At 62.6% G+C, this 26,994-nt stretch carries 23 protein-coding genes and 1 tRNA gene; 8 read left to right on the forward strand and 16 right to left on the reverse strand.

The features are described 5' to 3' along the window. Positions 1–140 precede the first annotated feature (140 nt). Both WCZ84_RS05050 and WCZ84_RS05055 read right to left on the reverse strand, forming a co-directional pair. Positions 141–1,352, reverse strand: a complete 1,212-nt coding sequence (locus WCZ84_RS05050; protein ID WP_372685170.1) for a CoA transferase — start codon at positions 1,350–1,352, stop codon at positions 141–143. Positions 1,353–1,360: 8 nt separating this feature from the next. Beyond that, the gene (locus WCZ84_RS05055; RefSeq protein ID WP_372685171.1) at positions 1,361–3,061 is read right to left on the reverse strand and encodes an acyl-CoA dehydrogenase family protein; all 1,701 of its coding nucleotides are present in this window, start codon (positions 3,059–3,061) and stop codon (positions 1,361–1,363) included. A gap of 94 nt (positions 3,062–3,155) precedes the next feature. Here WCZ84_RS05055 and WCZ84_RS05060 point away from each other — a divergent pair, with 94 nt between their 5' ends. Continuing rightward, a complete protein-coding gene (locus WCZ84_RS05060) occupies positions 3,156–5,813 on the forward strand; it encodes a 2-oxoglutarate dehydrogenase E1 component (RefSeq protein WP_372685172.1) in 2,658 nt (885 codons plus the stop codon). A gap of 9 nt (positions 5,814–5,822) precedes the next feature. Here the strand turns inward: WCZ84_RS05060 and WCZ84_RS05065 are convergent, their stop codons facing one another. The 9 genes from WCZ84_RS05065 to WCZ84_RS05105 are packed head-to-tail and all read right to left on the reverse strand — an operon-like array spanning position 5,823 to position 13,265. After that, entirely contained in the window at positions 5,823–6,455 is a 633-nt protein-coding gene (locus WCZ84_RS05065) for a nucleoside triphosphate pyrophosphatase (RefSeq protein ID WP_372685173.1), read from the reverse strand. Positions 6,456–6,473: 18 nt separating this feature from the next. Beyond that, positions 6,474–7,916: a pyruvate kinase gene (gene pyk, locus WCZ84_RS05070; RefSeq protein WP_372685174.1), complete on the reverse strand. Its 1,443-nt coding sequence runs from the start codon at positions 7,914–7,916 to the stop codon at positions 6,474–6,476. A gap of 51 nt (positions 7,917–7,967) precedes the next feature. Continuing rightward, positions 7,968–8,438: a 23S rRNA (pseudouridine(1915)-N(3))-methyltransferase RlmH gene (gene rlmH / locus WCZ84_RS05075; RefSeq protein WP_372685175.1), complete on the reverse strand. Its 471-nt coding sequence runs from the start codon at positions 8,436–8,438 to the stop codon at positions 7,968–7,970. Continuing rightward, the gene (rsfS, locus tag WCZ84_RS05080) at positions 8,435–8,785 is read right to left on the reverse strand and encodes a ribosome silencing factor (RefSeq protein ID WP_372685176.1); all 351 of its coding nucleotides are present in this window, start codon (positions 8,783–8,785) and stop codon (positions 8,435–8,437) included. Before rsfS ends, rlmH begins: the two co-directional genes overlap by 4 nt. Further along, a complete protein-coding gene (gene nadD, locus WCZ84_RS05085; RefSeq protein WP_372685177.1) occupies positions 8,782–9,411 on the reverse strand; it encodes a nicotinate (nicotinamide) nucleotide adenylyltransferase in 630 nt (209 codons plus the stop codon). The genes rsfS and nadD overlap by 4 nt, the downstream gene beginning before the upstream one ends. Continuing rightward, complete coding sequence (gene hemF / locus WCZ84_RS05090; protein WP_372685178.1) at positions 9,396–10,304, reverse strand: oxygen-dependent coproporphyrinogen oxidase; 909 nt, start codon at positions 10,302–10,304, stop codon at positions 9,396–9,398. Before hemF ends, nadD begins: the two co-directional genes overlap by 16 nt. Next, a complete protein-coding gene (gene purD, locus WCZ84_RS05095) occupies positions 10,301–11,608 on the reverse strand; it encodes a phosphoribosylamine--glycine ligase (RefSeq protein ID WP_372685179.1) in 1,308 nt (435 codons plus the stop codon). The genes hemF and purD overlap by 4 nt, the downstream gene beginning before the upstream one ends. Beyond that, complete coding sequence (locus WCZ84_RS05100) at positions 11,605–12,336, reverse strand: YebC/PmpR family DNA-binding transcriptional regulator (RefSeq protein ID WP_372685180.1); 732 nt, start codon at positions 12,334–12,336, stop codon at positions 11,605–11,607. Before WCZ84_RS05100 ends, purD begins: the two co-directional genes overlap by 4 nt. A 38-nt stretch (positions 12,337–12,374) precedes the next feature. Next, the gene (locus WCZ84_RS05105; RefSeq protein WP_372685181.1) at positions 12,375–13,265 is read right to left on the reverse strand and encodes a DMT family transporter; all 891 of its coding nucleotides are present in this window, start codon (positions 13,263–13,265) and stop codon (positions 12,375–12,377) included. Between the two features lie 56 nt (positions 13,266–13,321). On the opposite strand from WCZ84_RS05105, the gene WCZ84_RS05110 reads away from it, so the two are divergent. Further along, entirely contained in the window at positions 13,322–14,305 is a 984-nt protein-coding gene (locus tag WCZ84_RS05110) for a quinone oxidoreductase (RefSeq protein WP_372685182.1), read from the forward strand. On the opposite strand, the gene WCZ84_RS05115 is transcribed toward WCZ84_RS05110, so the two are convergent. From WCZ84_RS05115 to WCZ84_RS05125, 3 genes are all read right to left on the reverse strand, one after another. After that, entirely contained in the window at positions 14,292–15,305 is a 1,014-nt protein-coding gene (locus WCZ84_RS05115) for a class 1 fructose-bisphosphatase (protein WP_372685183.1), read from the reverse strand. The genes WCZ84_RS05110 and WCZ84_RS05115 overlap by 14 nt on opposite strands. Positions 15,306–15,331: 26 nt before the next feature. Further along, positions 15,332–18,028, reverse strand: coding sequence for an aminopeptidase N (pepN, locus tag WCZ84_RS05120; RefSeq protein ID WP_372685184.1), 2,697 nt, complete (start codon positions 18,026–18,028; stop codon positions 15,332–15,334). 135 nt (positions 18,029–18,163) lie between these two features. Beyond that, on the reverse strand, positions 18,164–18,556 hold the full coding sequence (locus tag WCZ84_RS05125; RefSeq protein ID WP_372685216.1) for an H-NS family nucleoid-associated regulatory protein: 393 nt from the start codon (positions 18,554–18,556) through the stop codon (positions 18,164–18,166). A 168-nt stretch (positions 18,557–18,724) separates the two neighbouring features. Between WCZ84_RS05125 and WCZ84_RS05130 the strand changes: the two genes are divergently transcribed. The 5 genes from WCZ84_RS05130 (at position 18,725) to WCZ84_RS05150 (ending at position 23,256) form a co-directional block, all read left to right on the forward strand. Then, positions 18,725–19,552, forward strand: a complete 828-nt coding sequence (locus WCZ84_RS05130; protein ID WP_372685185.1) for a carbon-nitrogen hydrolase family protein — start codon at positions 18,725–18,727, stop codon at positions 19,550–19,552. 66 nt (positions 19,553–19,618) lie between these two features. Beyond that, a complete protein-coding gene (gene tldD, locus WCZ84_RS05135) occupies positions 19,619–21,073 on the forward strand; it encodes a metalloprotease TldD (protein ID WP_372685186.1) in 1,455 nt (484 codons plus the stop codon). Position 21,074: 1 nt separating this feature from the next. Further along, entirely contained in the window at positions 21,075–22,166 is a 1,092-nt protein-coding gene (locus WCZ84_RS05140; protein ID WP_372685187.1) for an AI-2E family transporter, read from the forward strand. Between the two features lie 86 nt (positions 22,167–22,252). Next, positions 22,253–22,328 (forward strand) — tRNA-Thr (locus tag WCZ84_RS05145). A 100-nt stretch (positions 22,329–22,428) separates the two neighbouring features. Further along, positions 22,429–23,256 (forward strand): 3-hydroxybutyrate dehydrogenase, encoded by an 828-nt coding sequence (locus WCZ84_RS05150; protein WP_372685188.1) that lies wholly within the window; start codon positions 22,429–22,431, stop codon positions 23,254–23,256. Positions 23,257–23,357: 101 nt separating this feature from the next. On the opposite strand, the gene WCZ84_RS05155 is transcribed toward WCZ84_RS05150, so the two are convergent. Continuing rightward, positions 23,358–25,079 (reverse strand): flagellin, encoded by a 1,722-nt coding sequence (locus tag WCZ84_RS05155; RefSeq protein ID WP_372685189.1) that lies wholly within the window; start codon positions 25,077–25,079, stop codon positions 23,358–23,360. Positions 25,080–25,315: 236 nt separating this feature from the next. Here WCZ84_RS05155 and WCZ84_RS05160 point away from each other — a divergent pair, with 236 nt between their 5' ends. Next, entirely contained in the window at positions 25,316–25,942 is a 627-nt protein-coding gene (locus WCZ84_RS05160; protein ID WP_372685190.1) for a glutathione S-transferase C-terminal domain-containing protein, read from the forward strand. 35 nt (positions 25,943–25,977) lie between these two features. On the opposite strand, the gene WCZ84_RS05165 is transcribed toward WCZ84_RS05160, so the two are convergent. Then, positions 25,978–26,871, reverse strand: coding sequence for an AraC family transcriptional regulator (locus WCZ84_RS05165; RefSeq protein WP_372685191.1), 894 nt, complete (start codon positions 26,869–26,871; stop codon positions 25,978–25,980). Positions 26,872–26,994 lie beyond the last annotated feature (123 nt).

Here is a 26,994-nt window from a genome sequence, read left to right on the forward strand (position 1 = left end):
AAACGCCTTCGCGCCGATGATAGTGGATGGACATCCGTGAAAGTAGGTCATCGTCAGGCACCTTATCCGAAAAAGCCCCTGCAGAAACAAACTGCAGGGGCTTTTTGCATATCCGGCCGGCCGTCGCGTCGATCAGGAAGTCAGGGTTTCGCGATGGTTTTTTCGTCGATCAGGACGCCGATTTGCGCAGTGCTCAAGCCGAGCACCTTGGTGAGGACTTCTTCGGTATGTTCTCCAAGAACCGGTGCAGGCGCGGTCGCTTCGCGCCGGGCGGCAGAAAAATCCAGAGGCAGGCCCGGCATCAGGTAATCTCCAATGCCTGGCTGGTGGATCGCCGAGAAAATAGGATTTTCAGCCAGGCTGGCCGGCCCTGTCTGCTGCACGCATTCCATCATGGACTGATATGGGCCCCAACATACGCCATGGGCATCGAATACCTGCTGGATATCGGCCAATGAGCGGCGCGCGCACCATGGGCCCAGCAGGGCGGCGATGTCTTCGCGCGCCTTGAAGCGGTTGCCTTCGTCATTCAGGTCCAGACCCAGTCGTTCTCCAAGCGCCTGAATGTCGCTGTCCAATTCGGTCGCAGCGCAAAGGCTGCGCCACTGCTTGAGTGTCAGGCCGATCACCATGATCCGGCGGCCGTCGGCGGTCATGAAGTCCTTGCCGAACGCACCGAACAGATAATTGCCGTATCGTTGGCGTTCGTGGCCAAGCTGCGCTTCGGCAACGAAGCCCAGGTGACCCATCATGGCCAATGCCGCATCTTCGAGCGCCAGCTTGACATGCTGCCCGAGGCCCGTGCGCTGTCGTTGCCGTTCGGCCCCCAGGATGCCGATCACGGCCATGTGCCCGGTGATCAGATCCCAGGCGGGCAGCACGTGGTTGCAGACATCCTGGCTGTCTTCCGGCCCGGTGATCAGGGGCAATCCCACGGCCGGATTGACCGTGTAATCGACGGCGGATTTTCCGTGATGATTGCCGGTGATCGTCAGTTGGATGAGACTCGGCATGTTTTTACTGAGCGCGTTGTAGTCCAGTAAGCCCCGAGACGGGAAATTGGTGAGCAGGATCGTTTCATTCCTTGCCAGAATCAATGCTCGCGCGAGCGCTTTCCCCGCCTCGGTGTGCAGATTGATGGCTACCGACTTCTTGGCTTTGTTCAGGCCATTCCAGAAGAGACTGCCGCCATTGTCCGCCAGTGGCCAGCGCGCGCTATCCAGCCCGCCGCCCAGCGGGTCGATCCGGATGACATCGGCCCCCATCTGGGCCAGCGTCATACCCCCCAATGGAGCGGCCACAAAAGCGGATAGTTCGATGACGTGAAGATCGTTGAGCAAGTGTGGAAACATGGTGTCCTTCAGGCGGTAGTAGGTTGATGGGTGGCGTCTGCGGCACTGAGGGCCGATTCATACAGACTTCTGGAAATGACTTTCAAGGCCAGGGTTTCTTCGGCGCCCTCGAAGATGGACAATACGCGTGCATCCACGAAGTGCCGGCTGACAGCGGTTTCTTCGGCATAGCCCAGCCCTCCGTGCAGTTGCTGCGCATCGCGCGTGACGTGCTCTGCGGCCCGGCAGGCCAGCAATTTGACCAGGCTGGCCTGCATGGGGTTGCCGCCCGTGGACAACTGATGGCTGACGGCGTAGGCGAGCTTGCGGGCCGCCGCGTACAAAGCCGCCATATCGCAGATTTTGACTTGTGTGAGTTGATGGCTGGCCAATGGTGTGCCAAAAAGCGTGCGATCTTTGACATAGGCAATGGCCTCGGTCAGGGCGGCGTGCATCACCCCGGCCGCCCTGGCGGCTGTCTGCATACGGCCCCCGGTCATGCCGGCCATGGTGTAGTAAAACCCGCGCCCTCGTCCTTTTTCTGCGCCGATGAGCTGGCTGTCGGGCACGAGATAGTCTTCAAAATGCAGATCGAAGGAATGCATGCCCCGATAACCTATGGTGGGAATCGCGCGGCCAGACAGGTGGCCCCCAGAGGGCTGGCGGTGCATGAATTCGTGGCCATCGAAGGACGGCTTGTCGACCAGGAACAGGCTCAGGCCCTGGTAACCCGGCTGGGATTCGGTTCGTGCAACCACCATGATCAAGTGTGCTTTCCCGGCGAATGTGCACCAGGTCTTGGCGCCGTTCAACAGCCAGCCCTGGGGGGTCCTGTGCGCCTTGAGGGTGAGTCGCGCCACATCCGAACCATGGTCGGGCTCGGTGATGGCGATGGCGCACAGCACCTCGCCGCTGGCCATCCGCGGCAGCCAGTGGTCTTTCTGCGCCTGGGTCCCGCCCTCGAGCAGCGCCCGCGCGAGAATCTCCGGGCGTGTCAGGAGGCTGCCGGCCGCGCCCAGCGATGCATCGGACAGGGTTTCGGTGACCGCCAGCATGGCGGGCAGGTCGTTGGGGGAGCCATCGGCACTGCCCCCATGGTTTTCGGGAATGCTCAGGCCGAAGGCGCCCATCGAGCACATGCCCGAGAGAATGTCGTCTGGCACCGTAAGGTCTTTGCGATGGATCTGTGTGGCCTGGGGCCGCACGACATCTTGTGCAAACCGCTGGAAGGCATCCTGGATCATGGCCACATCGGGGTGCAGCTCGACGCGCCCGATTTTCTCGGGGTGATCGATGGCCATGGCACCGAGCTTTGCTTTTTGGTGGGCTGCGCACAATTCGCGCCGAAGCGACTGAAAGGCCTGGCTATAGGCAAGGATTGCGATGGGCTCGGGATCCATGCCGACGTCGGCATAGACGCGTTCGAGGCGGGTCAGGATGGATTGCGCGGCATCCATCGCGTAGGTCAGGTTCAGGCCCTGGTCCAGCGCCTGCCCGGAATCGGGGCCGTGACACAGATGGTACGCGGCCTGCCACTCGGCGCATGCCCAGGCCAGCTCGTAGCTGCTGGCCTGGTAGGCGTCGAGCAGTGTATTCTTCAGCCGGGCGTGTTCGCTGCACTGCCGTGCGATGGCCATGACGGCCGCGTCGAACAGTACCTTGACGTTTTCCAGGGATTGTCGGACCCTGGCAAGTTGCGCCGAGGGGCCTGATCCGTTTTCTGTCTTCATGGTGTGCTGCCAGTGTGCCTGGGTCCCGGGTAAAGTAAGGTGGATGAAATCATGATGCAGTATATAAGCTTCGACATAACTCTCCGGTTCGACCATGCTCAGACAAAAGTTCCTGCCTTCAGCCCTTGGGAATGCTTCAGTCCATTATATGGAATCCCTGTATGCGCAATTTCGCGAGCAGCCTGCGTCAGTGGATTCGTCTTGGCAAAGTGTGTTCCGCTTCATCGATGACCTGATCCAAACCGATGATCCAGCGGCCGTAGGTACGGCGCAGGGCGGCGCAGCGGCCGCCCTGCGCGCCACTCTGTTGCGCCGCTACGGTCATTTGCTGGCAGACCTGAACCCACTGGCTGATGGCGATCCGCCGCCGGTCGATGTGCTCGAGGCGTTCTTTGCCGGACAGTGGGGGCTTGAAACCGATCCGGATACGTTGCGCCGCCAATACACCGGCACGTTGGCTGTCGAGACGGCGCACATGACTCGCCTGGACCGCGTGCAATGGGTGGATGAACGGCTCTCGCAGCCCTGGGCCGCGTGTTCCGACGACGTGCTCATCGATGCCTGGCGCAGCGTGGTGGCGGCCAGCGAGTTCGAGCGTTTTTTGATGACCCGTTTCCCTGGTAAAAAGAAATTTGGTCTCGAGGGGGCTGAAATCCTGTCGGTCGTGCTCGACCAGATCCTGACGCAGGCGGCTCGCATGGGGGTCGAGGAAGTCGTGCTGGGCAGCATGCATCGAGGGCGTCTCAATCTCATGGCCAATGTGCTGGGCAAACCCCTGGTTGACCTGCTTGCCGAATTCATGGGCCTTCATCCGTTTCCAGAGGCCCCGGATATTCCGGCAGACATCCCTTACCATCTTGGCTATGAGGGCACCGTCACCAAAGGGGGGAGGTCGGTCCGGGTCCGCCTGCTGCCCAATCCGTCGCACCTCGAAGCGGTGGATCCAGTGGCGCTGGGCGTGACCCGCGCGCGCCAGGCGGGTCGCCCCGACGGGCAGTCCGGCAACGTGTTGGGCGTCATTCTGCATACCGATGCCGCGGTGATCGGGCAGGGGATCGTCAGCGAATGTCTCCAACTGGGTGCGGTGGCCGGGTTCTCGACGGCGGGCACCATCCACGTGGTGGTCAACAATCAGCTGGGCTTCACCACCGAACCTGACGAGGGGCGCAGTTCCTACCATTGCACCGATTCCTGGAAAGCGGTCGACGGCCTGATCCTGCATGTCAATGGCGAATGCCCTGAATCGGCCATCCGGGCCGCCGGCCTGGCGGTCGAGTATCGCCAGGCCCAGGCATGCGACGCCGTGATCGATCTGGTCGTATACCGGCGTCATGGCCACAATGAGTTTGACGAACCCCGGTTCACGCAGCCGGTGCTGTATCAGGCGATCGACCAGCGTGAGCCACTTGGGAACCAGCTGGAAAAGCGCCTGCTGGCCTCGGGCGCGCTCGATCCGCAAGCGGCCAGGGATTTTGCGAAGCAGCACTGGAAGCAGTTGGATCTCGCATTCGAGGCCGCGGGGCAGCGCAAGCAGCGTGCGGTGGATCAGGCCGGGGAACCGGGCCTTGCCGCAGCCATCGAACCCGTGCCAAGTCCGCAGACCGGCGTGCCGCAGGAGCGGCTGCTGGGTCTGCTCGAGGCGCTGGCCCACGTACCGGATGGGTTGACGCTTGGCGACCGGCTGGCAAAGCAGATCCGTGCTCGCAGCCATACGGAGCAAGGGGTCGCCTGGGCCGTGGCTGAAGCGCTTGCCTTTGCCAGCCTCCTGGCCGAAGGCCTGAACGTGCGCCTCAGCGGTCAGGACGTGGCGCGTGGCGCGTTTTCGCATCGACATTTCGTTCTGACCGACGTCCATGACAATCGGAGGTACTGCAGTCTGAATCATCTGGGGGCGGGGCAGGGGGCGTTCGAGGTCATCAACAGCCCACTGTCCGAATATGCGGTACTGGGGTTCGAGTACGGGCATAGCCTGGCCGCCAAAAACACGTTGACGCTGTGGGAGGCGCAGTTCGGTGATTTTGCCAATGGCGCCCAGATCATGATCGACCAGTTCATCACCAGCGGCGCGTGCAAGTGGCGGCAGTCATCAGGGCTCGTGGTATTGTTGCCGCATGGGCTCGAGGGGCAGGGGCCGGAGCATTCCTCGGCCCGGATCGAGCGTTATCTTCAATTGTGCGCCCATGGCAATCTGTGGCTCATCAATCCCACGACGCCGGCCAATTATTTCCATGCGCTGCGCCAGCACGTGCTCGACGGTCAGGAGCGGCCCTTGATCGTGGTGGCGCCCAAGACCCTGCTGCGGCTACCCGCCGCCGTATCACCGTTGGCTGCGTTCTGTCCGGGCACGCGGTTCTCCGCACTGCACGTCAGCCCTGCGTCGTCACCGGCACGCCGGCTCCTCGTGTGTTCCGGAAAAATTGCCTACGAGCTGGAAGACCACCGCCAGGCCCATCACCATCCGGATGTCACGATCGTCCGTCTCGAGCAGCTGTACCCTTTGCCAACGGATGAATTGCGTGCATTGCTGCAGAACCATCCATCCGCCGACCTCGTCTGGGTGCAGGAAGAGCCCGAAAACATGGGCGCCTGGCCATACTATGATCGCCGGCTCGAGGACCTGGCCCGTCTGGCCGGCTGCGCCCACCCCCGGTTCAGATTCTGTGGCCGGCCCGAAAGTGCCTCGCCGGCTGGCAGTTTCCATTCGAGCCACGCGCAGGACCAGGCCGTGATCATCGAGCGGGCTTTTGCGTGATGCCGGGTGTCAGGTCGCGTGGGCAGCACGCAGCAATTGTGTGGTTTCGTGCGCGGGCAGCCCCATGACCCCGGTATAGCTGCCTTCCAGCCGGGTGATGAAGGCGGCTGCGCGCCCCTGGATGGCGTATGCGCCCGCCTTGCCGAAGGGCTCGCCGCTCGCGATGTAGCGATCGATGTCCGAGGCCGTCAGGCGCTGCAACCAGACATGGCTGACGCTGATGGCCTGATGCAGCTGGCCATGCGCCTGCAGGGCGACCGCGGTCAGCACCTGGTGCCGGCCGCCGGACAGCCGGCGCAGCATGCGCGCCGCATCGGCCGCGTCCAAGGGCTTGCCCAGCACTTCGTCATCGATGGAAACGGTGGTGTCCGCGGTCAGTATCGGGCACTGCGGCCAGTGGGTCGGCCAATCCGGTGGCACCGCGCCGGGCGGCCGACCGCCGGCCTGCAGCCAGGCGCGTGCATGCTGCGCTTTGTTGCGTGCTGTGCGGCGCACGTAGTCGGCTGCGGGCTCGCCAACCAGGCGCGGCTCGTCTTCGCCCGCTGGTGGCGGTACGTGGAGCACCGCGTGTTCGATGCCCAGTTGCGTCAGTATCTCGTGGCGTCTGGGGCTGGCGGATGCGAGCAGGACGAAATCATTCATTGGTGAGACGGGTGGGGTTCAGTGTACGCGCAGAATCTTCATGCCGTTGGTGCCGCCGCTGTCGCTGTAGAAGTCGCCCTTGGTCAGTATGACCCAGTCGTCCTTTTGCAAGAGCCCCTGTCGGCGCAGGAGGTCGATGGCCGCTTCACTGACGTCGGCTGGAGGCAGGTGCGTTGCATCGAAGGGGACGGTATACACGCCGCGAAACAGGGCGGCACGGCGCTGGGTACTGACGTGCCGGGTATAGCAGTAAATCGGCACCCCCGAGCGGATGCGCGACATGATCAAAGGCGTGTGGCCGCTTTCCGTGAGCGAGATGATGGCCTTGATGCCGGGAAAGTGGTTGGCGGCATACATGCTGGCCAGTGCGATGGTTTCATCACAGCGTGAAAAAGTCTCGCCCATGCGGTGATGCGATTGGGTGCTGGTGGGTTCCTGCTCGGCGCCCAGGCAGATCCGCGCCATGGCCTCTACCGCCTCCACCGGATAGTCGCCGGATGCCGATTCGGCCGACAGCATGACGGCATCGGTGTAGTCGAGCACGGCGTTGGCAACGTCCGATACTTCGGCACGGGTGGGCACGGGGCTGGCCGTCATGGATTCCATCATCTGGGTGGCCGTGATGACCAATTTGTTCAGCGTGCGGGCGTGGCGGATGATCCGTTTCTGTATGCCGACCAGGCGTGCATCGCCGATCTCTACGCCAAGGTCGCCGCGGGCCACCATCACGCCGTCGCTGGCGCGGATCAGGTCATCCAGCGCGGCGTCGTCGGCCACGGCCTCGGCGCGCTCGATCTTGGCAATGATCCAGGCCTGGCTGCCTGCGGCCCGCACGAGCTCGCGTGCGCTGCTGATATCCGCGCCGGAGCGGGGAAAAGACACCGCCACGTAATCGAGCTCGAGTTCGGCGGCCAATTCGATATCCCTGTGGTCCTTGGCTGTCAGGCTGGGTGCGGAAATCCCGCCGCCACGACGGTTGATCCCTTTATTGTCGGACAACTCGCCCCCGACCTTGATGGTCGTGTGGACCTGGTCCGCGTCGACAGCGTCCACGTGCAGGATGACCCGGCCGTCGTCCAGCAGCAGCTCGTCGCCGGGTGCGCAAGCGTGCACCAGGGGCGGATATTCGATGCCCACGACGCGCTCCGTGCCGGCATCCAGTGGATGGAGGGTCGACAAGGTGAAGGGCTGGCCGGCCTGCAGCGTGACGCGCCCGGCCGCAAAGCGGGCAATCCGGATCTTGGGCCCTTGCAGATCGCCCATGATTGCCACGTGGCGATCCAGCCGCTGTGCAATGGCCCGTACGCGCAGCACCCGCTGGCGATGGTCCTCTGGCTGGCCATGCGAGAAGTTCAGGCGCGCGACGTCCAGGCCCGCCAAGATCATGGCCTCGATCCGTTCTGGACTGGAGGTCGAAGGCCCCAGAGTGGCAACGATCTTGGTGCGGCGGCGCGGTGTCATGAGAATCTCCGAAACGGTGTAAATCGGCACAGCGTGGTCAGGCGCGCAGCATCAGCTGCGGTGGTATGGATGTCCGGCCAGTATGCTCCAGGCGCGATAGAGCTGCTCGGCCAGCAGGATGCGCACCATGGGGTGGGGCAGGGTCAGGGATGAAAGCCGCAGGCTCTGGTGGGCCGAGCGTTTCAGGTCGGGATCCAGGCCATCCGGGCCACCGATCACGAACGCCACGTCGGTGCTGGCGTCTCGCCAGCGCTGCAGCTGCTGCGCCAACTGCATGGTGTTCAGCGTTTTGCCGTGTTCGTCCAGTATGATGCGTTGGGCCTGGTCCGGCAAGGCTGCTTCGATACGCGCGGCTTCGGCGCGCATCAGCTGCTCGGCTGTCTTGCCCAGGGCGCGGGACTCGGGGCGGATTTCGTGCAGCGTCAGGGGACACTCGCGTGGCATGCGCCTGGCGTAGTCGTCCCAGGCATCCTGCACCCAGGTCGGCATGCGCTGGCCGACGGCGTAGACCAGCAGCTTCATGACGCCAGCAGCTTCACCCGCACCGGTTTACCGCCCCAGATTTCTTCCAGGTTGTAATACAGGCGAATATCCGGCTGCATGCAGTGCACCACGATGTCGCCCAGATCGATCAGCACCCACTCGCCTGTGTCCTCGCCCTCGAAGGCGATGATCTCCAACCCCCTTTTTTTTGCCTGTTCGGCCACGTGCTGGGCAATCGCCCTGGTTTGGCGGCTCGAGGTGCCGCTGGCAATGACCACCCGGTCGAACAGGCCCGTCAGGCCGGTTGTGTTGAAGACTTTGATGTCCCTGGCTTTGGCGTCTTCCAGGGCGTCAATGACCAGTCGTTGCTGTTTTTGCAGGTTCATAAGGTGTGTGCTCGGGCGCTCGCCCCGTTCTGGTAGAGATGATGCGTGTGGATATAGGATAGTACGTGTGGGTGCAGTAGATCCTGTACAGGGTGCCCGCGGGCCAGCGCCTGGCGTATCCAGGTGGCTGAGGTGGGGTCGGGCTCGAATGGGATGTGCAGCAGCGGTTTGTCGGGTGTGTCCAGCAAGGCCTGCTGCAGATCGGCAGGCGGGTCGGGTGCGTAACCCGGGCGGGCTGCGACGGCCAGCTGAACGTGGTTCAGGATCTCGCGCCACGCATGCCACGTACAGAAATTGGCCAGCTGGTCGGCACCCAGGATCCATATGTAGTCATGGGCGGGATCCAGCGCCTGGACGGTATCGATGGTGTAGGTTTGCCCGGCGCGTTCCAGCTCGCTTGGGTTGATGGTCAGGGTGGGCTCGCTTGCGAGCGCGAGCTCGAGCATGCGCAGCCTGTGCCGGGCGTCTGTGTGCAGCGGGCTGCGTTGCCAGGGGGCTGAGGCCGGGATCAGCTCGACCCGATCGAGCCCGAGATGCTCGCGCGCGGCCAGGGCCAGCCGGATGTGCGCATTGTGCACAGGGTCGAAGCTGCCGCCCAGCAGCCCGATTTTCAGGCGTCCAGCCATGCGCGCGGCTTGAGATAGGCAGACAGCTGGTCTTCGGCCGAACCGGGTTCGGGTTGCCAGTCGTAGCGCCATTGGGCAACCGGCGGCATGGAAAGGAGGATGGATTCGGTACGCCCGCCTGATTGCAGGCCAAACAGGGTGCCGCGGTCATAGACCAGATTGAATTCTACGTAGCGACCACGCCGGTAGGCCTGGAACGCCCGTTCACGTTCGCCATACGCGGTTTGTTTGCGCGCCTGTACGATAGGCACGTAGGCCGGCACGAAGCATTCGCCCACGGCGCGGGTGAGCGCGAAACAAGTGTCGAATCCGGGGGTGTTCAGGTCGTCGAAAAACAGGCCGCCGACCCCGCGGGTTTCGTTGCGATGACGCAGAAAAAAGTATTCATCGCACCATGCCTTGTAGCGCGGGTATTTGTCTGCGCCGAAGGGGGCGACGGCGTCGTGGCACACTTGATGGAAATGCCGGACGTCGGCCTCGACCGGATAGTACGGCGTGAGATCCAGGCCACCGCCGAACCAGAATACGTCTTCTTCGCCCTGATGGCCGTGGGCAACGAACAAGCGCACGTTCATGTGCGTGGTGGGTACGTGAGGATTGCGCGGATGCAACACCATGGATACGCCCATGGCCTCCCAGGACCGACCCGCCAGCTCGGGGCGCAGGGCGCTGGCCGAGGGCGGCAGCGCAGCCCCTTGCACATGACTGAACAGCACGCCCGCCCGTTCGAAGACCGCCCCGCCTTCACAGTAGCGGGCCAGGCCCCCACCCCCTTCGGGGCGCTGCCAGGGGTCGCGGCCGAATGCCGCGCCTTCCAGGGCCTCGAGGGCGTGTACGATGCTGTCCTGGAGGCCGGCAAAGAAATCGTGGGCGCGTTGGATGGGAACCATCATGATGCATCTCGGTGCAAGGGGGTATCGGGCAGGGCACGCCAGCCGATGTCATGGCGGTACTGGCAGCCTTCGAAGTGTGTCTGGCCGACGGCTTCGTAGGCCAGTTGCCGGGCCCGCCGGACTGAATCGGCCAACACCGTCACGCACAGCACCCGCCCGCCGGTGGTGACCAGCTGGCCATCCTGCAGGGCGGTACCCGCGTGAAATGTCATGCATTCGCCCGTGTCGGGCGCCAGAGCGGTGATCGGGCGGCCCGTGCAGGGGGCCTCTGGATAGCCTGCGGATGCCAATACGACGCCAAGCGCCGTGCGCCGGTCCCATTCGATCTCGGCCTGGTCGAGCGTGCCGTCGATCGCGTGTTCGATGACCTGTGTGAAATCGTTCTTGACGCGCATCAGGATCGGTTGAGCCTCCGGGTCGCCCAGGCGGCAGTTGAATTCGAGCACCTTGAGGCTGCGCGCGGCATCGGGCCCGGGCCCGATCATCAGCCCGGCATACAGGAAGCCGGTGTAGGGGACACCATCCTGGGCCATGCCGCGTACGGCGGGCATCATGATTTCCCGCATGATGCGATTATGCAGGCCTGGTGACACGATGGGTGCTGGCGAGTAGGCGCCCATCCCCCCTGTGTTGGGCCCGCCGTCGCCGTCGAGCAGCCGTTTGTGGTCCTGGCTGGTTGCCAGCGGCAGAATGTGCTGGCCATCGCACAGGACGATGAAGCTCGCTTCTTCGCCTTCGAGGTAGTCTTCTATGACGACGCGGGCTCCGGCGTGGCCAAAGGCGCCATCAGGGCCCAGCATGTGGTCGATGGCCGCCAGGGCCTGGTCGGTGGTTTCCGCCACCACCACCCCTTTGCCGGCCGCCAGGCCGTCGGCCTTGATGACGATGGGGGCGCCGTGATGGCGTACGTATTCGCGTGCCTGGATGCGGTCTGTGAAGCTCTGGTAGCCTGCGGTGGGCAGCCCGTGACGCAGCATGAACGCTTTGGCGTAGTCTTTGGAGCTTTCCAGCCTGGCGGCGGCCTGGGTGGGGCCGCAAATGCGCAGACCCGCCTGGCGGAACGCATCGACCAGCCCGCTGGCCAGCGGGGCTTCTGGCCCCACCACCGTAAAGGCGATATTTTGTTCGCGGGCGAACGCAACCAGGCCCGCCGGATCGGTGAGGGGCAGGTTTTCGTATTCGGCACGGCGGCTCGTGCCCCCGTTGCCAGGTGCCACGTAGACTTTCTGTACCCGCGGGGATTTGGCCAGACACCAAGCCAGGGCGTGCTCGCGCCCTCCGGACCCAATGACCAGCAGCTTCATTCGGCTTCGTCCATGACGGCTGTCGTGTAGACTTCCTGGACATCATCCAGGCCTTCGAGGAGATCGATGATTTTCTGCATGCGTTCCGCCTCTTCGCCCTCGAGCTGGACTTCGCTGAGCGCCTTCATGATGACGCCGTCGAGCTCGGGTTCGAGGCCGGCCTCGACGAACGCTTTTTTCAGGCTCGTGTATTGACCGGGTTCGCAGGTGACTTCGATGACGCCTTCTTCGTCGGTCTGGACGTCGTCGGCACCGTGCTCGAGCGCCACCTCCATGATGGCGTCTTCGGACGAACCGGGCGCGAAGATGAACTGGCCGCAATGCTTGAACATGAACGCCACGCTACCATCCTGCCCGAGGTTGCCGCCGTGTTTCGACAGGGTGTGCCGCACTTCGGACACCGTGCGTTGCCGGTTGTCCGTCAGGCATTCGATCAGGACGGCGGCGCCTCCGACCCCGTAGCCTTCGTAGCGGATTTCTTCGTAGTGGCTGTCGTCGCCGCCGCCGGCGCCCCGCTGAATGGCCCGCAGGATGTTGTCTTTGGGCATGTTGGCTGCCGTGGCCTTGTCCCAGGCCAGCCGAAGGGCCGGGTTGGCGGCAGGGTCGGGGCCCGCATCGCGCGCGGCCACGGTGATTTCACGGATGATTTTGGTCCAGAGCTTGCCGCGCTTGGCGTCTTGGCGCCCCTTGCGGTGCTGGATGTTTGCCCACTTACTATGTCCGGCCATGATGATCTATATGTTTGAAACCTGATAAATGCCTGATTTTACCCGTTAATGTCCAATCGGTCTGCCGTGGTGGCGGGTTTCCGGCCGCGGGCGGCGCCCGACGCGAGAATGGCCGTGATGATGAGCGCCCCGCCTAAAATGGCTCTGGCGGGCGGATATTGTGCAAAAAACAGGGCGGCAAATGCAATCGCGTAAACGGGCTCCAGCGCGATCACGATGGCCGCACTGCGCGCCTTGAGCCGGCTCAGGCTGGCCACCAGCAGGGCATGGGAAAATGCAGTGCACACGACGCCCAGCATGAAAATCCAGAACCAGTCCAGCGCGCGCAGGGTGGCGAATTCCGTCAGGCACCAGGGCAGTGTCAGCACGGCCACCAGCGCGTTTTCCAGGCACGCCAGGGCATGGGCCGGCAGGTGGTCGACGGCTTTTCGGTTGGCCAGCGTGAACAGCGCGAACGACAACCCCGAGCCGATTGCCCAAAGCAAACCGATCGTGGCCTCGTCCTGAAAATCGAACGACGGGGCGACCCCGATCAACCCCAGGCTGACCAGCCCGACGATCGCCCACTCGCTTGCCCGGGTCCGCTCGCGAAAGAGCAGACCTTCCAGCAGGGTGATGAAGGCAGGGAAGCTCGCGAAACCCAAAGTGGCAATCGCAATGCCGCCCACCTTGACCGCCATGAAGAAACTGACCCAGTGGACGGCCAGCAAAAGGCCTGCCAGCCCGATGAAGCGGGCAACCGTGCCCTGGGGCCACGTCAGCCGATGGCCGGTATGGCGCATGAACAACAGCAGGCCCAGGCTGGCGAATGCAGCCCGGCCCGCCGTGATCAGCCAGGCGCTGCCCTGGATCAGCTCGCCGAAAATCCCAGTGAGCCCGAAAAGCACGGCGGCCACGTGGATGGCAACACGAGCTTCGCGCGATTTCATGCTAGTCTGCATCTGTGAAATGAAAGATCGCCCCGCCCGGGGCCGGAGAAACCACAGTGGAACAAGCACTCGCCATACGCGTACACCAGCATGGTGGCCCCGAAGTCATGCGGCTCGAACGCATCGAAGTCCCCCCGGTCGGGCCCGACGAGGTCCGCATCCGGCACAAGGCCATCGGCCTGAATTTCGTCGATGTGTATTGTCGCACGGGGCTCTATCCGAACCCATTGCCCCATGGCCTGGGCTACGAGGCCGCCGGTATCATCGAGGCGGTGGGGGCCGGGGTCACGCACCTGAAGGTCGGTGATCGGGCCGCCTACGGCCAGAGCCCCCTGGGCGCGTACGCCGATCTGCGCAACGTGCCGGCCAGCCAGGTGGTCGCCATCCCGGATGCCGTCAGCTTCGAACAGGCCGCCGCCTTGATGCTCAAGGGCCTGACCGTCCAGTACCTGTTTCGCCAGACCTACCGGCTCAAGGGGCATGAAACCATCCTGTTTCATGCCGCTGCGGGCGGTGTCGGGCTGATCGCCTGCCAATGGGCGCGTGCCCTGGGGGTGCGCCTGATCGGTACGGCCTCCACACCAGCCAAGGCTGCGCTGGCGCGCCAGCATGGCGCCTGGGAGGTCATCAACTACAGCCATGAAAATGTCGTTGAAAGGGTGCTCGAACTCACCGAAGGCCACAAAGTGCCGGTCGTCTACGACGGCGTCGGCAAGGCCACCTGGGAGACCTCGCTCGACTGCCTGCAACCACGCGGGCTGCTGGTCAGTTTCGGCAATGCCTCTGGCCCGGTCGATGGGGTCAATCTGGGCATATTGGCCACCAAGGGCTCGCTGTATGTCACTCGGCCCACGCTGGGCACGCACGTGCCTACCGTACAGGCCATGCAGGCCGCCGCCGCCGAGGTCTTCGATCTGGTGACGGCCGGCAAGCTCGACGTCGTCATTGGCCAACGCTTTCCCCTGAAGGATGCGGCCCTGGCTCATGAGGCGTTGTTGGCCCGGCAGACGACCGGTGCCACCATCTTCACGCTTGACTGAGATGGTAGGCCTGTACCCGCTCGACTTCGTTGCGTGATCCCAGGATCACGCCAACGCGCTGGTGCAGCGAGTCGGGCTGGATCTCCAGGATACGATGTGCGCCGTCGATGGCGCGCCCGCCAGCCTGCTCGATCAGATAGCTCATGGGGTTGGCTTCGTACATCAGCCGCAGCTTGCCCTTGCGGCCCGACGCCCGGGCATCCCGGGGATACATGAAGATGCCGCCGCGCGTCAGGATACGGTGCACGTCGGCCACCATCGAGGCGACCCAGCGCATGTTGTAGTTTTTGCCCAAAGGCCCCGTTTCGCCCTGCAGGCATTCATCGATGTAGCGGCGTACCGGAGGATCCCAGTGGCGCATGTTGGACATGTTGATGGCGAACTCGGAGGTGTCCTCGGGTATCCGCATGTGTTCGTGGGTGAGCAGCCATGACCCCATTTCGCGATCCAGGGTGAAGCCCATGACCCCGTTGCCGACGGTGAGCACCAGCATGCTTTGTGGGCCATAGACGGCGTATCCCGCAGCCACCTGGCGAAGGCCCGGCTGGAGAAAGTCGCTTTCTTCGATTTCGCGCCCGGTCGCCTCGGATGACGCCTGCAGCACCGAGAAAATAGTACCGATGGAGACGTTGACGTCAATGTTCGACGAACCATCGAGCGGGTCGAACAGCAGCAGGTTCTGCCCCTTGGGGTAATGGTGTGGAATCCGGTGGATGGATTGCATCTCTTCCGAGGCCATGGCGGCCAGGTTGCCGCCCCATTCGTTGGCTTCGAGCAGGATCTCGTTGGACAGCACGTCGAGTTTCTTCTGGATTTCGCCCTGCACGTTTTCGCTGTCCAGGCTGCCCAGCACGCCCCCCAGTGCGCCTTTGCTGACCGCGTGGCTGATGGCCTTGCAGGCGCGTGACACGGTCTCGATGAGCAGGCGCACTTCGGCGGATACCGCCTGATGCAGGCGTTGCTGTTCGACCAGGTATTGCGTCAGAGTTTTGTATTTCAAAGCGGGTTCCTCAGTGACTGGTGGATTCAGGCATTCAGGGCCTTGGAGATGATTTCGTGGACGTTGGGCGACAGGCCGGGACTTGCCAGGACCTGTTGCAGCGCTGCCTGCATGCCGTGCTGGGCCTCGGGCTCGAAGTGTGACCAGAGATCGAAGGCCCGTGCGAGCCGCGCCGCGATTTCGGGATTCAGGGCATCGAGAGCCAGGACCTGTTCCGCCCAGAAATCGTAGCCGGCCTGTGTGTGCAGGCCCGACAGGTTTTCGAGGCAGAAACGAAAGACCACGGCGCGCGCGCGATTGGGGTTGCGCAGGGAAAATTCGGGCAGCGCCATCAGCGTGCGCAAGTCGCTCACGCGCGTGCTGGGCGCCGTGGCTTGTACGCTGAACCAGCGGTCGAGTACCAGCGGGTCATGTTGCCAGCGGTTGAAGAAGTCGGCCAGTCCATCGTGTGCGTGCTCGGGGGCATGATGGACCAACGCGGACAGCGCCCCGAAGCTTTCGGTCATGTTGCGCGCCCCTTGGTATTGGGCCTGGGCCCGTTCCACGGCCCCATCCGCTCCGGCAGCAAGCAGGTAGGCCAGGGCCAGATTGCGCAGGGCGCGCTTGCCCGCCGCCACAGGGTCGGGCGAGTACGGGCGGCCATCGTCTTCGGCCAGATCATCATGGATCCGGCGCCACGTGTCTGACAGTTGGGTACCCAGCAGCCACTGCGTCTGGTTCCAGGCCTGCCGTGTGGCGTGCGGATCCATGGGCGCCGTGCGCATCAGCACTTCGCGCACAGCGGGCATGGCCAGAAGCCTGGCCTTGTAGTCGGCTGAGATGGCTGGATCGTTCAGGCCGGTGCGCCAGACGGCCAGCAATCGGGCTTCGTCCTGCGGGTCGTGGCTGCCGGCCAGCCGCGCCTGCAGGGCATGATGCGTTAATTCCTGGCAGGCGTCCCAGCGCGCGAAAGCGTCGTTGTCGTGCTGCGCCAGCAACGCCAGATCCTCTTGGCTGCGGGTGGTTTCGAGAATGACCGGCGCAGAGAATCCGCGCAACAACGACAGCAGCGGGCGTTCATCCAGGTCGGTGAAGACCCAGTGCTGTTTGGCTTCTCGCAGTTCGAGAATCAGTGTGTCGTATACCTGGCCGCCCCAGTGAATCGGCAAGGCGGCACCCGTGCCGCCCAGCAGCCCGATCGCGACCGGTATGTGCAGGGGCGGCTTCTCGGCCACTGGCGTACGCCGGGTCTCGAGCCCCACAGGCGCGCAGTGCTGCTCGAGCGTCAGTTCGGCCTGGCGGGCCTGCGGGCTGTATTGCAGCGAAACCCGGACGCGGGGTGTGCCGGCTTGCTCGTACCAGCGGTGAAAGACGGTGAGGTCCCGCCCCGGGTGTTGCCTCGCATAAACGGATTCCATGGCGCGCACGAAGTCATCGCAGGTGACCGCCTGGCCGTCGTGGCGGCGGAAGTACTCGTCCATCCCGGCACGAAAGCCCGCTTCATCCAGCAGCGTATGCTGCATGCGAATCACTTCCGCCCCTTTTTCGTAGATGGTGGCCGTATAGAAGTTTGCGATCTGCTGGTAGGAATCCGGGCGAATCGGGTGCGCCATGGGGCCCGCGTCTTCCGGAAACTGGGCGAGCCGCAGGGTATGGACGTCGTCGATCCGCTTTACCGCCCGGGCGCTGGCCGCTTCGGCATCGGGCAGCCCGCGGGCCAGCATGTCAGCGGCGAATTCCTGTTCGCGGAACACGGTCAGGCCTTCTTTCAGAGACAGCTGGAACCAGTCGCGGCAAGTTACCCGGTTGCCGGTCCAGTTGTGAAAGTATTCGTGGCCGATGACGGATTCGATGCCGCGGTACGCGGCGTCCGTCGCCGTCAGGGGATCCGCCAGCACGTAGGCGGCGTTGAAGATATTCAACCCCTTGTTTTCCATGGCGCCCATGTTGAAGTCCCGGGCGGCCACTACCATGAAACGGTCGAGATCCAGCTCGAGCCCGAAGCGGGTTTCATCCCAGTGCAGCGCGCGCGCCAGGCAATCCATGGCCCAGCGGGTTTGTTCTAGAAAGCCCCGGTCGCTGTAGACTTGCAGCAATACCGGACGGCCGCTGCGGGTCGTGTCGGAACGCTCGAGGCAGTCGAAATCGCCGGCGACCAGCGCGAATAAATAACAGGGTTTGGGATGGGGATCGCGCCACGTCACCTGGCGGCGGCCGTCGTCGAGCAGGGTTTGCTCGACCCGATTGCCATTGGACAGCAATATCGGATATTGCCTGGGGTCGGCCCGCAATACGACTTCATAGCGGCTCATGACGTCGGGCCGATCCGGGAACCAGGTGATGCGGCGGAAGCCTTCCGCCTCGCATTGGGTGAAGAGCTTGTCGTCGGACTGATACAGGCCCATCAGGCTGGTGTTCTTTGCCGGATGGCACTGGCTGACGATACGCACGACAAAATCTTTGCCGCGATCGGGAGCGGCAAATTGCAGGGTGTCGGCATCCAATTGGTAGTCGGCGCTGTCCAGAGGACGGCCGTCGACCTGCAGTTCGATCAGTTCGAGATCCTGACCCTGGAGCACCACCCGGTCAGGCCCGCCTTGCCGGTCGATTGGGTAGAAACGCAGCTCTGAGGTGACGCGGGTCGTTTCTGCTGCCAGGTCGAATTCCAACCGCACGTGCGACAAGCCAAATGGGTATGGAGCATAATCGGTGCGGTGCAGGGTATGGGCGTGATCGGTGCGCATGAGGGACACAAGAGAAATATTCTGTCCTGGATTGTAGTCCAGCCGTTCGAAGGGTACGGATCGTTTGCCAGCGGGCTAAAGCAACAAGCCCCGCTGGTGCGGGGCCTGTTGCAAGCACGAGCGGCAACTGCGTGATCAGATGGTGGCTGGCACTGCGGGTTGTTCGATCAGGAAGGTGTCGCGCGATACGCCCGTTGCTTCGGCGTCGGAGATCCAGCGCGGCGCCTTGCCGCGACCCGTCCAGGTGGCCCCCGTGTTCGGGTCGCGGTACTTGGGCGGAATCACACGCTTGCTGGCCGGACGGGCCGCGGCGCCGCCCGCCGTTTTGCTGGCCGCCCGCGTAGCCGACTTGCGGTTATAAATAACCGCGATGTCTTCCAGGGAAATATCATAATCGCGCATTGATTTCACGATGGACGCAATCATGGGCTTGCGTTCTTTTGCTTTGAGCTGTTGCATCTTTTTTTCGAGCTTGTCGATTTCTTTCTGAATTCGGTTTTTTTCTGCACTATAGCTGGCTCGGGGCATTACTGACTCCGGTGTGTAGGGATTCAATTGGTTTAGGGAAAATTTTAAAGAAGTTTGATCTCGACGATTCACGTCGACATTTTAAACAGATTTTGCGTTGCATGTAATCCTCTGCATGCATGTTCTTCTTATATAATTTCAACGTCATGTATTTCGGATGCTTGGATAATGGAATATGCAGACCCCGTACCGGTGGCCGCCATACAAATGGTATCCGGCGTTCGGGTGGCCGATAATCTCCGCCAGGCTGCGTCCCTGATCGGGCAGGCTGCGGCCGCCGGCGCGAAGCTGATCGTACTGCCAGAATATTTTTGTCTGCTGGGCCAGGATCCGGCCGACAAGCTGGCGATCGCAGAAACGGCAGGCCTGGGTCCAAACCAGGATTTCCTGGCCGGTCAGGCCCGTCAGCATGGCATCTGGCTGGTGGGCGGCACCATTCCCGTGCGCAGCCCGGATCCAGAACGAATCTACAATACCTGCCTGGTGTTCGACCCCAGCGGACAACCGCATGCCCGCTACGATAAACTGCACTTGTTCGGTTTTCAGGGGGCGCATGAATCGTACGATGAATCGCTTACCATTCGGCCAGGCGATGGCCGCAACCCGGCTTTCAGCCTGCCGTTCGGACGGGTTGGGCTGGGTATTTGCTACGATGTGCGGTTTCCCGAGTTCTTCCGTGCCCAGGGCGACATGCAGGTCATCATATTGCCAGCGGCCTTTACCCATACCACGGGTTCGGCGCACTGGGAGATCCTCCTTCGGGCGCGGGCCATCGAAAATCAGTGCTATGTGCTGGCCAGCGCGCAGGGGGGGCGGCACGAAAACGGCCGGCGCACCTGGGGGCACACCATGCTGGTGGATCCTTGGGGCGAGATCGTCGATTGCCTGCCCGAAGGGCCGGGCGTGGTCTCCGGCGAGCTCTCCGCCGAACGCATCCGTGCAGTCCGGCGCTCGCTGCCTGCGTTGCACGACCGGGTGGTCGAACGACTCGCATAAGCCCACCAGGCGCCCGGCGCGGCGCAGGCGCCGGCCCTTCTCCTTAATTGCTACTGGACATTCTCAATGAAACTGACGGAACCCGGCCTTGAAGCCTTGCATGCCGCGCGCAACCTGCTGATGGATCCATGGGGGCTCGATGAAAGCCATTTTGCACAGGCGCTGGCCGAAATCCATGCGCACAAGGTCGATTATGCCGATCTCTACTTCCAGTACAGCTGTTCAGAAGGCTGGAGCCTAGAGGAAGGCATCGTCAAGACCGGCAGCTTTTCCATCGACCAGGGCGTGGGGGTGCGGGCCATACAGGGCGAGAAAACCGCTTTTGCCTATTCGGATGCGTTGTCTGCCGACGCGTTGCTGTCTTCAGCGCGCGCGGTACGCAATATTGCCCGGCGGGGGGCAGGGCGCTGCCACGTCACACCGCCCGGGGCCCGGGCGGACTCGCTGTACTCGGCCATCAATCCGGTCGACTCTCTGTCCGCCCCCGAAAAGGTCGCCTTGCTCGAGCGCCTCGAGCGCATGGCCCGGGCGGCTGATGCAGAAATCATCCAGGTCATGGCGGGGTTGGCTGCCGAGCACGACGTCGTGCTCATCGTAGGTAGCGACGGCCGCCAGGTGGCCGACGTGCGGCCGTTGGTACGGTTGTCGCTGACGGTCATCATGGAGCGTGCGGGGCGGCGTGAAATGGGCCATGCCGGGGGCGGCGGGCGCGTGGGCCTGGCCTATTTTTCGGATGAGATCCTGCAGGGCTATGTGCAGCGGGCCGTACATGAAGCGCGCGTCAACCTCGAGGCGCAGCCTGCCCCCGCAGGGCAAATGCCCGTGGTGCTGGGATCGGGCTGGCCCGGCATCCTGTTGCACGAGGCGGTCGGTCACGGGCTCGAGGGCGACTTCAACCGCAAGGGCTCCAGCCTGTTTTCAGGACGGATTGGCGAGCGGGTGGCATCCCGCGGTGTCACCGTCGTAGACGACGGTACCCTGCCCGATCGCAGAGGTTCACTGAATGTCGATGACGAAGGCCATCCCAGCCAGCGCAATGTGCTGATCGAAGACGGCATCCTCAAAGGCTACATGCAAGACAGCCTGAATGCCCGCCTCATGGGGCAGGCTACGACGGGCAATGCTCGCCGCGAGTCTTACGCCCATATCCCCATGCCGCGCATGACCAACACGTATATGTTGGCGGGTCGCGACGACCCTCAGGCCATCATTGCCTCCGTCAAGAAAGGCCTGTATGCGGTCAATTTCGGCGGTGGGCAGGTCGACATCACCAGCGGCAAGTTCGTTTTTTCGGCGTCCGAGGCGTATCTGATCGAAAATGGCCGCATCACCCGCCCGGTCAAGGGGGCCACCCTGATCGGCAGTGGCCCACAGGCGATGGGCCAAATCGCCATGATCGGCAACGACCTGGCGCTGGATTCTGGCGTAGGCACCTGTGGCAAAGAAGGTCAAAGCGTGCCGGTCGGCGTCGGCATGCCGACGCTCCGGATCGATGGCCTCACCGTCGGCGGTACCGCCTGAGATGTCGCCGACGGTTAATTTCCGCAGCTTTCTGCTGTTGCTGATTGCGGTATCCATCGCCTTCTTCAGTATTCTGCTGCCATTTTATGCCGCTCTTTTCTGGGGCGGTGTGCTCGCGGTCCTGTTCAGCCCGCTGCAGCGTTTCATGTTGCGGGTCACCGGCCAGCGGTCGGGCTTGGCGGCATTGCTGTCCCTGCTTTGCATCATATGCATCGTCATCCTGCCCATGCTGTTCATTGCGGGGTCGCTGGCCAACGAGGTCGCTAGCCTGTACAGCCGGATCAATTCGGGTCAACTCAATCTCGGCCGGCATTATGCGCAGATTATTTCAGCGCTGCCTGTGTCGGTTCATGGCTGGCTGGACTCCTACGGTTTTGGCAATCTGCTCGATATCCGTGAAAAACTGTCGGCGGGTGCCCTCGAGGTCAGCCAATGGCTGGCTCGCCAGGCTGTCAACATCGGCCAGAATACCTTCCAGTTCGTCATTGGGCTCGGGGTCATGCTGTACCTGCTCTTTTTCCTGCTGCGTGATGGCCCCGAGCTGGCGGCGCGCATCAAACACGTGATTCCGCTGGAAGACAATTACCGGCATGATTTGCTGCTGAAATTCGCCACCGTGGTGCGTGCGACTGTCAAGGGCAATATCGTGATTGCGGCCGCACAGGGTTTGCTGGGTGGGCTCATGTTCGCTTTTCTGGGTATCCAGGGCCCTTTGTTCTGGGGCGTGGTCATGGGGGTGTTGTCGCTGCTGCCGGCCGTGGGCGCTTCGTTGATCTGGGCGCCGGTGGCCATTTATTTCCTGGTGACCGGCGATCTCTGGCAGGGTGTGCTGCTGATTCTTTTTGGCCTGCTGGTCATCGGTTTGCTCGATAATCTCCTGCGCCCCATACTGGTTGGCAAGGACACCAAATTGCCGGATTACGTCGTGTTGGTTTCGACGCTGGGCGGTCTTTCGGCATTCGGCCTCAACGGCTTCGTGATCGGGCCGTTGTTTGCCGCACTCTTCATCACGTGCTGGGACATGTTCCCAGACGTGGTCGCCCTATACCATGAAGGCAGGGAAAATTCGCACCAGGCGCCCCCACCGCCCTGATGGACGGTGAATTTCATGTACAATCCCTGGCTTTGGTGCTGTCTGCCAGGCAGCATCGATCAGGCACGGGCGACGCCCGTGGCCAGGCCGGCTTAGCTCAGTTGGTAGAGCAGCTCATTCGTAATGAGAAGGTCGGGGGTTCGACTCCTCTAGCCGGCACCAATTCCCAGGTTCTTCAGTCCATTTCGGGCAGGCCGGCGCCATCGAGGGTGCCTGAATCCTGTTACGATAAAGTCGTGTAGACGCAAGACAAGGAACCATCATGACACAAGAAACAGCCCCGGCCGGCCAGGCCACCCCCGTGCTCAGCCTCGAAGGCAAGATTGCATTGGTGACTGGCGCCGCCAGCGGCCTGGGCAAACGTATTGCCGAACTCTTTGCTCAGGCCGGTGCCGACATCGTGATCGCCGACCTGAACCAGGCGGCCGCTCAGGCCACGGCAGATGCCATTGCCCAGGCGGCGGGTGTGAAAACCATGGCGGTCGCCATGGATGTCACCGACGAAGCGGCAGTGGATGGCGGGTTTGCCCAGGTAGAAAAAGCGCTGGGCCCGGTCGATATCATGGTCAGCAATGCCGGTATACAAATCGTGGCGCCCATCCAGGATTTCAAATTTTCAGACTGGAAGAAGCTCCTGGCGGTGCACCTGGATGGTGGCTTCCTGACGTCGCGCGCCGCAGTGCGCCAGATGATTGCCTCGAAAAGGGGCGGCAGCATTATTTTCATGGGGTCCGTGCATTCAAAAGAGGCCTCGCGCCTGAAAAGCCCGTATGTCGCTGCAAAGCACGGCCTCGAAGGCCTTGCCAAGGTGATTGCCAAAGAGGGTGCCGCCTACGGCATCCGGGCCAACGTGATTTGCCCCGGCTTCGTGCGTACGCCGCTGGTCGAGAAACAAATCCCCGAGCAGGCCAAAGAACTGGGCATTACCGAAGAAGAAGTGATCCGCAATGTCATGCTCAAGGATACCGTCGACGGAGAATTCACCACAGCCGACGATGTCGCACAGGTGGCACTGACTTTTGCCGCGTTTCCCAGCAATGCGCTCAATGGCCAGTCTTTGGTGGTCAGCCACGGCTGGTTCATGCAGTAGCGGGCGCGTACATAAAAAACCATCCGCCATCCGGCGGGGCGCCGGATGGCGGATGGCGGGGCCGGTGCCTCGGCCCCTGGGGTAAACCTATGGCGTCATGCTTAACGCAGCAGGCTGAGCATGGTTTGCGGTACCTGGTTTGCCTGGGCCAGAACGGCCGTGCCGGCTTGCTGCAGGATCTGCGCGCGCGTCATGTTGGAGACTTCAATGGCGTAGTCGGCGTCTTCGATGCGCGAGCGGGCCGCCGACAGGTTGGTGACCGTATTGTTCAGGTTGGCGATGGTGGACTCGAAGCGGTTTTGAATCGCACCCAGGTCGCTGCGCATGCCGTCGACGGTGGACAGGGCCTGGTCGAGTGCTTTCAGCGGGTTGGCCGTACGGGCTGAAATCGTCTGGGCATCCTGGGTGAAGCCGCCATCGTTGGCCAGATAGACGACATTGCCCTGGTGGTCGGTCACGTTGCCGTTGCTGGCGTGCGAATAGTACGTTGTGGTGACGGTCTCGGTGTAGTCGCTGTTGGTCGTGAAGCCGCCGCCGCCCATTGGGTCGCCATCGACGTACAGTGGGTCGAGCGCGTTGTCGGCAACCAGGCCGTCGTTGTCGACGTTGTAGGTGCCAGCCAGAGGCCCGCCACCATTCACGACGAATGACCCTGCGCTGGCTGCCACGGCCGTCGCCAGTTTTTCTGCCGAGATGGTTGCGCCGGTGACGTCGATGTCACCGGCGTCGCCCGCGATGGATATCGTGGTGTCGCCTACGGTGATGGTGGCCGCGACCGCAGCGTTCGAGCCGTCGACGTTGTTTTCCAGTGCCGACAGGCTGGCGGCGGGTGGATTGCCCACCGAGTTCTGGGTCAGGTTGCCGGTGACGTCGAGGTACAGCGCCGAGCCGTCCCGTGCGGTGATCGAGCCGTCTTGCTTGATGACGACGTCTACGCTGGTGCCACCGATATCGATGGATGCTTCGACTGAATCGCCTACGTTGGGCGTGAGGTAGGCTTGCAGGCTGCCGACGCTGACCGCGCTGGCATCGAAGCTGAACGTGTTGGAACCGGCATCGTATGTGTACACACCGCCGTCGGCCTGTACGCCCAGGCCTGTATTGGTGCCGGCATAAGTGACCTGGGTGGCATCGCCCAGGCTTTGCAGCACATTGTTGGCCGTGGCCCGTGCATTGTCGGTGGTGGTGTTGACGGTTTGTGTGTAGGTGGTCGTGCCGTCGATGGTCGCCCCTTGGGCGAAACCGGCGAGCGTCAGGTCGTTGGCGCTGGCGTGCGCGTTGTCGACTGCGCCCTTGTCGTTGACATTGAAACCCGAAAGGCCCAGGGTGCCCGCCGTGATCTTGCTTAGGCTGATTTCGATGGTTTCACCATCGTTGGCTCCCACCTGGATGGACATTTGCGTGTCGTTGGCCAGGACGCGCACGCTGTTGAACTGCGTTTGCGACGATACCCGATCGATTTCGTCCAGGCGCTGCTGGATTTCTGCCTGGATCGAATCCAGGTCCGACTGGGAGTCCGACCCATTGGCCGCCTGTACGGCCAGTTCGCGGATGCGCAGCAGGTTGTTGTTGATTTCATTGAGCGAACCTTCGGTGGTCTGTGCGATGGAGATGCCATCATTGGCGTTGCGTGCCGCCTGTGACAGACCCTGGATGTTCGCGGTGAACCGATTGGCGATGGCCTGCCCGGCGGCATCGTCTTTCGCGCTGTTGATGCGCAGGCCCGAAGACAGGCGCTCGATGGCGGTGCCCAGTGAATTCTGGGACCTGTTCAGGTTGTTCTGGGAGACCAGAGCAAGGTAGTTGGTGTTGATGACGGCCATGAGATACTCCTTTGAGGGAAAAACGGCGTTTCCGACTTTGATTCAGGAAGGCCCGGCATCGGGCCCGAAATCTATCTGAAGGCGACGTGGCGGGCCTTGGATATGTTTCGTGTTCCTATGTACTGGGTTACGGCAGGATTCCGGAAAAATTTAGTTGAAGCCGTGCCAAACACCGCAAAATCAGGGTATATACTGAGTTGAACCATTGATTTTTACAAACCATGACAGGAGGCGTTATGCGTTTGCTTGGCTCGGGACACAGTCCGTTCGCGCGTAAGGTGCGCATCGTTTTCATCGAAAAAGAAATTCCCTATGAATGGGTGGCCGAAGATGTCTGGGCGGCCGATACGCACATGTCGGCCGTCAATCCGCTGGGCAAGGAGCCTTGTCTACTCACAGACGGCAACGAAGCCATTTTCGACTCGCGCGTGATCGTCGAGTATCTGGATCAGGCGTCGACATCGAATCCGCTGATTCCGCTGATGGGGCGCGCGCACCTAGAGGTGCGGCTCTGGGAGGCCATGGCCGATGGCCTGATGGATGCGGCCACGACCGCACGCCTCGAACAGACCTGGAAGGGGCGCCAGGCCGCTGAACGCTCCCAGGCCTGGATCGATCGCCAAATGAAGAAGATCGGCGACACCTTGCAGGTCATGGATCAGCGGTTGGCCGGCCAGCCGTGGTGCATTGCCGGGGGGCACCTGACGCTGGCCGACCTGGTGGTGGGCTGCGCGCTGTCGTATCTGGACTTTCGCTTTTCGGATCTCGGTTGGCGTGCGCGTCACCCGAACCTGGCGCGGCTGTATGATACGCAGCTGCAGGGGCGGCCCAGTTTTCAGCAGACCGCCCTGAGCGACCACTGAGCAGGCCGCCCCGTGCGCCCCTGCGCGGCGGGCCGTCAGGCCCGGGGGCTGGCTTGCATGGTTTGCCGGTACCGGGCGGGCGTCATGTCGGCGTGGCGGGTAAAAAAATGCGTAAAGTAGCTGGGGTCGTCGAACCCTAGCTGGTAGGCGATGGTGCTGACGTTTCGATCGGTGTGTGTCAGCAGGCGTTTGGCTTCGAGCATGATGCGCTCCTGCACGATCTGCTGCGGTGCCAACCCGCTGACTGCCTGGCAGGCCCGTTGCAGGGTGCGATCACTGACTGACAACACCAGGGCGTAGTCGCTGATGCGCTTGTGGGTGGCATAGTGTTGCTCTACCAGCGCGTGGAAGTCCTGGAACAGGGTCCATTGTTTTTGGTCCGACAGCGGTGCGGAAATCTTTTCGTGTCGCTGCTGGCGGGTCAGCTCGACAAAAATCTGCAAGATATGCCCAAAAAAAGCGGCCTGGTAGTGGTCGCTCATTTTGGTGTATTCCTGCCACAGTGAGTGGAACAGGCGGGCCATGATGACATCCAGGCCGCTGGCCGCATCGGCCTGGATGGCCTGAGAGGGTCCCAGCACCCAGGTTTTCAGTGGGGGCAGGTGGGTCGATAGGGTGTGTATCAGCTCCTGGCTGAGGGTGAGGGTCATGCCGCGGGCGTCCGGGCTCACCCGGAAGGCGTGGATGGCGGGCGCAGGCACGAAAATGACGGCGGGCGGCTGTACATCCAAATACCGGCCTTCGAGAAAGGCTTGGATAGTGCCTTCGTGCACCCAGATCAGGTGGGCAAGATCCAGATGGCGGTGGGCCTGCATCGAATCTTTTAACCGGTGCCGAAAATCCGCCAGCGTTTCCATGTGGACGTAGCTGGGCTCGACCGCTTGGTAGTTCTGGCCATAGAGCGCGTAGGTAGGCAGTGCGATATCCATGACGGGAAAACGCAACCCTCTGTCGGATTTATCTATTTATATTAACGCATCAACCGTCGATACTAAAGCTCAGAATTTCATAAGAAAGCGGCTCAAATCGTATGGTTTGTGACGTCGCACATC

The sequence above is a fragment of the Castellaniella sp. genome, assembly GCF_041675725.1.
Classification (GTDB): Bacteria; Pseudomonadota; Gammaproteobacteria; order Burkholderiales; family Burkholderiaceae_B; genus Castellaniella.

Coding starts and splice junctions, on each gene's coding strand:
- WCZ84_RS05050 (WP_372685170.1), bottom strand. CDS start 1,352: ATGTTTCCACACTTGCTCAACGATCTTCACGTCATCGAACTATCCGCT.
- WCZ84_RS05055 (WP_372685171.1), bottom strand. CDS start 3,061: ATGAAGACAGAAAACGGATCAGGCCCCTCGGCGCAACTTGCCAGGGTC.
- WCZ84_RS05060 (WP_372685172.1), top strand. CDS start 3,156: ATGCTCAGACAAAAGTTCCTGCCTTCAGCCCTTGGGAATGCTTCAGTC.
- WCZ84_RS05065 (WP_372685173.1), bottom strand. CDS start 6,455: ATGAATGATTTCGTCCTGCTCGCATCCGCCAGCCCCAGACGCCACGAG.
- pyk (WP_372685174.1), bottom strand. CDS start 7,916: ATGACACCGCGCCGCCGCACCAAGATCGTTGCCACTCTGGGGCCTTCG.
- rlmH (WP_372685175.1), bottom strand. CDS start 8,438: ATGAAGCTGCTGGTCTACGCCGTCGGCCAGCGCATGCCGACCTGGGTG.
- rsfS (WP_372685176.1), bottom strand. CDS start 8,785: ATGAACCTGCAAAAACAGCAACGACTGGTCATTGACGCCCTGGAAGAC.
- nadD (WP_372685177.1), bottom strand. CDS start 9,411: ATGGCTGGACGCCTGAAAATCGGGCTGCTGGGCGGCAGCTTCGACCCT.
- hemF (WP_372685178.1), bottom strand. CDS start 10,304: ATGATGGTTCCCATCCAACGCGCCCACGATTTCTTTGCCGGCCTCCAG.
- purD (WP_372685179.1), bottom strand. CDS start 11,608: ATGAAGCTGCTGGTCATTGGGTCCGGAGGGCGCGAGCACGCCCTGGCT.
- WCZ84_RS05100 (WP_372685180.1), bottom strand. CDS start 12,336: ATGGCCGGACATAGTAAGTGGGCAAACATCCAGCACCGCAAGGGGCGC.
- WCZ84_RS05105 (WP_372685181.1), bottom strand. CDS start 13,265: ATGAAATCGCGCGAAGCTCGTGTTGCCATCCACGTGGCCGCCGTGCTT.
- pepN (WP_372685184.1), bottom strand. CDS start 18,028: ATGCGCACCGATCACGCCCATACCCTGCACCGCACCGATTATGCTCCA.
- WCZ84_RS05125 (WP_372685216.1), bottom strand. CDS start 18,556: ATGCCCCGAGCCAGCTATAGTGCAGAAAAAAACCGAATTCAGAAAGAA.
- WCZ84_RS05130 (WP_372685185.1), top strand. CDS start 18,725: ATGGAATATGCAGACCCCGTACCGGTGGCCGCCATACAAATGGTATCC.
- tldD (WP_372685186.1), top strand. CDS start 19,619: ATGAAACTGACGGAACCCGGCCTTGAAGCCTTGCATGCCGCGCGCAAC.
- WCZ84_RS05140 (WP_372685187.1), top strand. CDS start 21,075: ATGTCGCCGACGGTTAATTTCCGCAGCTTTCTGCTGTTGCTGATTGCG.
- WCZ84_RS05150 (WP_372685188.1), top strand. CDS start 22,429: ATGACACAAGAAACAGCCCCGGCCGGCCAGGCCACCCCCGTGCTCAGC.
- WCZ84_RS05155 (WP_372685189.1), bottom strand. CDS start 25,079: ATGGCCGTCATCAACACCAACTACCTTGCTCTGGTCTCCCAGAACAAC.
- WCZ84_RS05160 (WP_372685190.1), top strand. CDS start 25,316: ATGCGTTTGCTTGGCTCGGGACACAGTCCGTTCGCGCGTAAGGTGCGC.
- WCZ84_RS05165 (WP_372685191.1), bottom strand. CDS start 26,871: ATGGATATCGCACTGCCTACCTACGCGCTCTATGGCCAGAACTACCAA.